The 4,541-nt window shown below is 72.5% G+C and carries 2 protein-coding genes; both read right to left on the bottom strand.

The features are described from left to right. The coding region (ppdK, locus tag L1885_RS24145) for a pyruvate, phosphate dikinase (protein WP_372482017.1) at positions 1-3,872 on the bottom strand (3,872 nt) is incomplete at its 3' end. A 249-nt stretch (positions 3,873-4,121) separates the two neighbouring features. Continuing rightward, a partial coding sequence (locus tag L1885_RS24140; protein ID WP_235799277.1) for an HAD family hydrolase occupies positions 4,122-4,541 on the bottom strand: 420 nt, incomplete at its 5' end.

The raw sequence follows: 4,541 nt of genomic DNA, 5'->3' as shown, positions 1-4,541 counted from the left end.
CTGCGCACGAGCCGGGTCGCCCGCCGCGGCGGGCGGGCGCCCGAGCGCTCCTGCCACCACAGCGACAGGGCGCGCCGGGCCCTCGCGTCCTGCGGGCTGCGCCGGGCCAGGAGGTGCCGGGCGAAGTCGAGCGCGTCCCTGCGGTAGCCGTCGCGCATCGGGTTGCCCGCCGCGTACGACCAAAACAGCGGGCCGTACGACGTCCCGAGGATCCGCGGCAGTTCGGGCGCCGTACGGGCGACCACGGACGCCCGCTTCGCGGCCAGGGCGCGGCTCTGCACGCCGAGCCGGCCGGCGTCGAAGCCCTCCGGGACGGGCGTCCCGGCCACCAGGCAGGACAGCAGGGCGGTCTGCCGCAGCGCGAGCCGCTCGCGGGCGCCGTTCCCGGCGGGCGGCACGTCCGGGGGCAGGGGCAGCGCCGCCCCGCTCCTCGCGGTGCTGCCCGTGGCGGCGGCGATGACCTCCATCTCCCGGGCCAGTTCGCTTCCGGGCGGGAAGTCGTCGTCGCGCTCCAGCAGCACCCCGGGCGGGGCGACGCGGGAGCGCAGCTCGGCGAGGACGTCGAGGACCGGCCGGGTCACCGGGTGCGCGTGGGTGTCGTGCCACACGCCGTCGCGCTCGACTCCCCCGGCGACGTGGACGTACGCGATGGCCTCGACGGGCAGTTCGTCGAGCGCGGCGGCCGGGTCCTCGCCGCGGTTGACGTGGTTGGTGTGGAGGTTGGCGACGTCGATGAGCAGCCGGACCCCGGTGCGCTCCACGAGCTCCGCGAGGAACTGGCCCTCCGTCATCTCCTCGTCGGGCCAGTTGACGAGGGCGGCGATGTTCTCCACGGCGAGCGGCACGGGCAGGGCGTCCTGCGCGATGCGCACGTTCTCGCACAGGACCCGCAGCGCGTCGCGGGTGCGCGGCACCGGCAGCAGGTGCCCGGCCTCCAGCGGCGTGGACGCCGTGAGGTCGCCGCCGGCCCGGACGAACGCGATGTGCTCGGTCACGAGCGGCGCGCCGAGCACGGCGGCCCGGCCGGCCTCCAGCCGCGCGACCGGGATGCGGAACGGCGAGCAGGAGACGTAGTCGAGGCCCGCCTCGTGGAAGAAGTGGACGGACTCGGGGTCGCCGCCGTGCTCGCCGCAGATGCCGAGCTTCAGGCCCGGGCGGGTGGCCCGGCCCGCGGCGGCCGCGTCCCGCACGAGGGCGCCCACGCCGTCGCGGTCGATCGTCTCGAACGGGGAGACCCCGAAGATGCCCTTCTCCAGGTAGGCGGTGAAGAAGCTGGCCTCCACGTCGTCGCGGCTGAAGCCCCACACGGTCTGCGTGAGGTCGTTGGTGCCGAAGGAGAAGAACTCGGCGGCCTCGGCGATCTGGCCCGCGGTCAGCGCGGCGCGGGGCAGCTCGATCATCGTGCCGAGGGCCAGCTTGAGCGTGACGCCCGTGGCCCGCTGGACCTCCGCGATGACCGCCTGGGACTCCTCGCGGACGATCTCCAGCTCCTGGACCGTGCCCACCAGCGGGATCATGATCTCCGCGCGCGGGTCCCCCTTGGCGTCCTTGCGCTCCGCGGCCGCCTCGGCGATCGCCCGTACCTGCATCGCGAACAGGCCGGGGATGACGAGTCCGAGGCGCACGCCGCGCAGGCCCAGCATCGGGTTCTGCTCGTGGAGCTTGTGCACGGCCTGCAGGAGGCGCAGATCGTTCTCGTTGTGGTCCTTGCGCGCCTCGGCGAGCGCCACCCGCACCGACAGCTCCGTGATGTCGGGCAGGAACTCGTGCAGCGGCGGGTCGAGCAGCCGTACGGTCACCGGCAGCCCGTCCATGGCCTCGAACAGCTCGACGAAGTCGGCCTTCTGCAGCGGGAGCAGCTGCCCGAGCGCCGCGTCGCGCTCCTCGTCGGTGTCGGCCAGGATGAGGCGCTCGACCATCTCGCGCCGCTCGCCGAGGAACATGTGCTCCGTGCGGCACAGGCCGATGCCCTGGGCGCCGAAGCGGCGGGCGCGCAGGGCGTCCTCGGTGTTGTCGGCGTTCGCCCGCACCCGCAGCCGGCGGCGGCGGTCCGCGTACGCCATCATGCGGTGCACCGAGTCGACCAGTTCGCCGGCCTCCTCCGCGCCCGCGTGCATGCGGCCCTCGAAGTACTCCACGACCGGCGAGGGCACGACGGGGACCTCGCCCAGGTAGACCTTGCCGGTGGAGCCGTCGATGGAGATGACGTCGCCCTCCTCGACCACCCGCGAACCGACCGACAGGCAGCGCTTCTTGGTGTCGACCTCCAGCTCCTCGGCGCCGCACACGCAGGTCTTGCCCATGCCGCGCGCGACCACCGCGGCGTGCGACGTCTTGCCGCCGCGGGAGGTGAGGATGCCCTCGGCGGCGATCATCCCCTCCAGGTCGTCGGGGTTGGTCTCGCGCCGCACGAGGATGACCTTCTCGCCGGAGCGCGACCACTTGATCGCGGTGTACGAGTCGAAGACGGCCTTGCCCACGGCGGCGCCGGGCGAGGCGGCGATGCCACGGCCCAGCAGGTCCCGCTTGGCGTCGTCGTCGAAGCGGGGGAACATCAGCTGGGCGAGCTGCGCGCCGTTGACGCGGCGCAGGGCCTCCGCCTCGTCGATCAGGCCCTGGTCGACGAGCTGCGTCGCGATGCGGAACGCCGCGCCCGCGGTGCGCTTGCCGACCCGGGTCTGGAGCATCCACAGGGTGCCGCGCTCGATGGTGAACTCGATGTCGCACAGGTCGAGGTAGTGGTTCTCCAGCGTCTCCATGATGGTGAGCAGCTGGTCGTAGGACGCCTTGTCGATGGCCTCCAGGTCCGCGAGCGGCACGGTGTTGCGGATGCCGGCGACGACGTCCTCGCCCTGCGCGTTCTGCAGGTAGTCCCCGTACACGCCCTGGTGGCCGCTCGCCGGGTCGCGGGTGAAGGCGACGCCCGTGCCCGAGTCGGGGCCGAGGTTGCCGAAGACCATGGCGACGATGTTGACGGCGGTGCCGAGGTCGCCGGGGATGCGCTCCTGGCGCCGGTAGAGCTTGGCGCGGTCGGTGTTCCACGACTCGAAGACCGAGCGGACCGCGAGGTCCATCTGCTCCCGAGGGTCCTGCGGGAAGTCGCGGCCGGCCTCCCGCGAGACGATCTGCTTGTAGGCCGTGACCAGTTTCTTGAGGTCGCCGGCCGCCAGGTCGACGTCGGTCGCCGCGCCGCGCCCCCGCTTCGCCTCGTCGAGGGCGTCCTCGAACAGGCTTCCGTCGATGCCGAGGACCGTCGTGCCGAACATCTGGATCAGGCGGCGGTAGGAGTCCCACGCGAAGCGCTCGTCGCCGGCCTGGGCGGCGAGGCCCTCCACCGAGTCGTCGGACAGGCCGACGTTGAGGACGGTGTCCATCATGCCGGGCATGGAGAACTTGGCGCCGGAGCGCACGGAGACCAGCAGGGGGTCGTCGCTCTGGCCGAGCTTCTTGCCCATGGTCTCCTCGAGCGCCGCGAGGTGCGCACTCACCTCGCGGCGCAGCGTGGCCGGTTCGCTGCCGGAGTCCAGGTAGACCTTGCAGGCCTCGGTGGTGATGGTGAAGCCGGGAGGGACGGGCAGGCCGAGGTTGGTCATCTCGGCGAGGTTGGCGCCCTTGCCGCCGAGCAGGCCCTTCATGCCCTTGTTGCCCTCGGAGAAGTCGTAGACGTACTTCTCGGCGGCGCCGGCCTTCCCGGAACCGCCGGCCCGGCCGGCCTCTCGGGTCCGCTTCGCCTGCCCGGTCTGCTCCGGCTGCCTGGCCGGCCGATCTTTGTTTTCCGACACGGTCTCGACTCCTCGGGACGCGGTGGCTGCCCTGACGGCGAGGAACATACCCAGATCAAAGGCTTCTGGGGACGTCCACCTGTCTGTCATACGGCCATAACCACCCGTCCGCCACTGGATCTCAGGCAGCTTCCGACGGAGCCATTCGTTCCGGATCGTTCAGGACACGAACGCGCGATGACTCCGGCATGACCAGCAGCGCTCATATGAGCCATGACAACGACGTCTGAGTTCAGGGTCCGAAGGCAGAAGGGGTGGCACCGGGTGCCACCCCTTCTGGAGACACAGACACGCCAGATTCGCTCGTCTGAGCAAACCTCGCATCATACGTGGCGAACATCACGCCCTCAGTGACCGGAATTCAACCGCCACGCAGGCGCCCAGCTCGGCCGGGCCGACGCCCTCCAGGCTGTCGGTGACGTACCGGCCCTCCCCCTCCGCGACCGGCAGCAGGGACGGCACGACGAGCACCGCGCACCCGGCGGCGCGCGCCGACGCCGTCCCGTCGGGCGAGTCCTCCACGGCGACGCACGCGCCGGGAGCCACCCCGAGCCGCTCGGCGGCCGCGAGGTAGGGGTCGGGGTGCGGCTTCGTACGGACGGTGTCCTCGGCGGACACCGTGAACGCGAAGCCCGCGCCGGCGAGCGCGCCGGCCACCACCGCGTCGACGACCTCCCGGGGCGAGGCGCTGACCAGGGCAAACGGCACCTCCGCCGCGCGCAGGGCGGCGAGCAGCGGGCCGGCGCCCGGCCGCAGGAT

It is taken from the genome of Streptomyces fuscigenes (assembly GCF_021556455.1).
GTDB classification, from domain to species: domain Bacteria; phylum Actinomycetota; class Actinomycetes; order Streptomycetales; family Streptomycetaceae; genus Streptomyces; species Streptomyces fuscigenes.
Note: the sequence above shows the minus strand (reverse complement) of the source record. Positions and strands in the feature narration are given on the sequence as shown.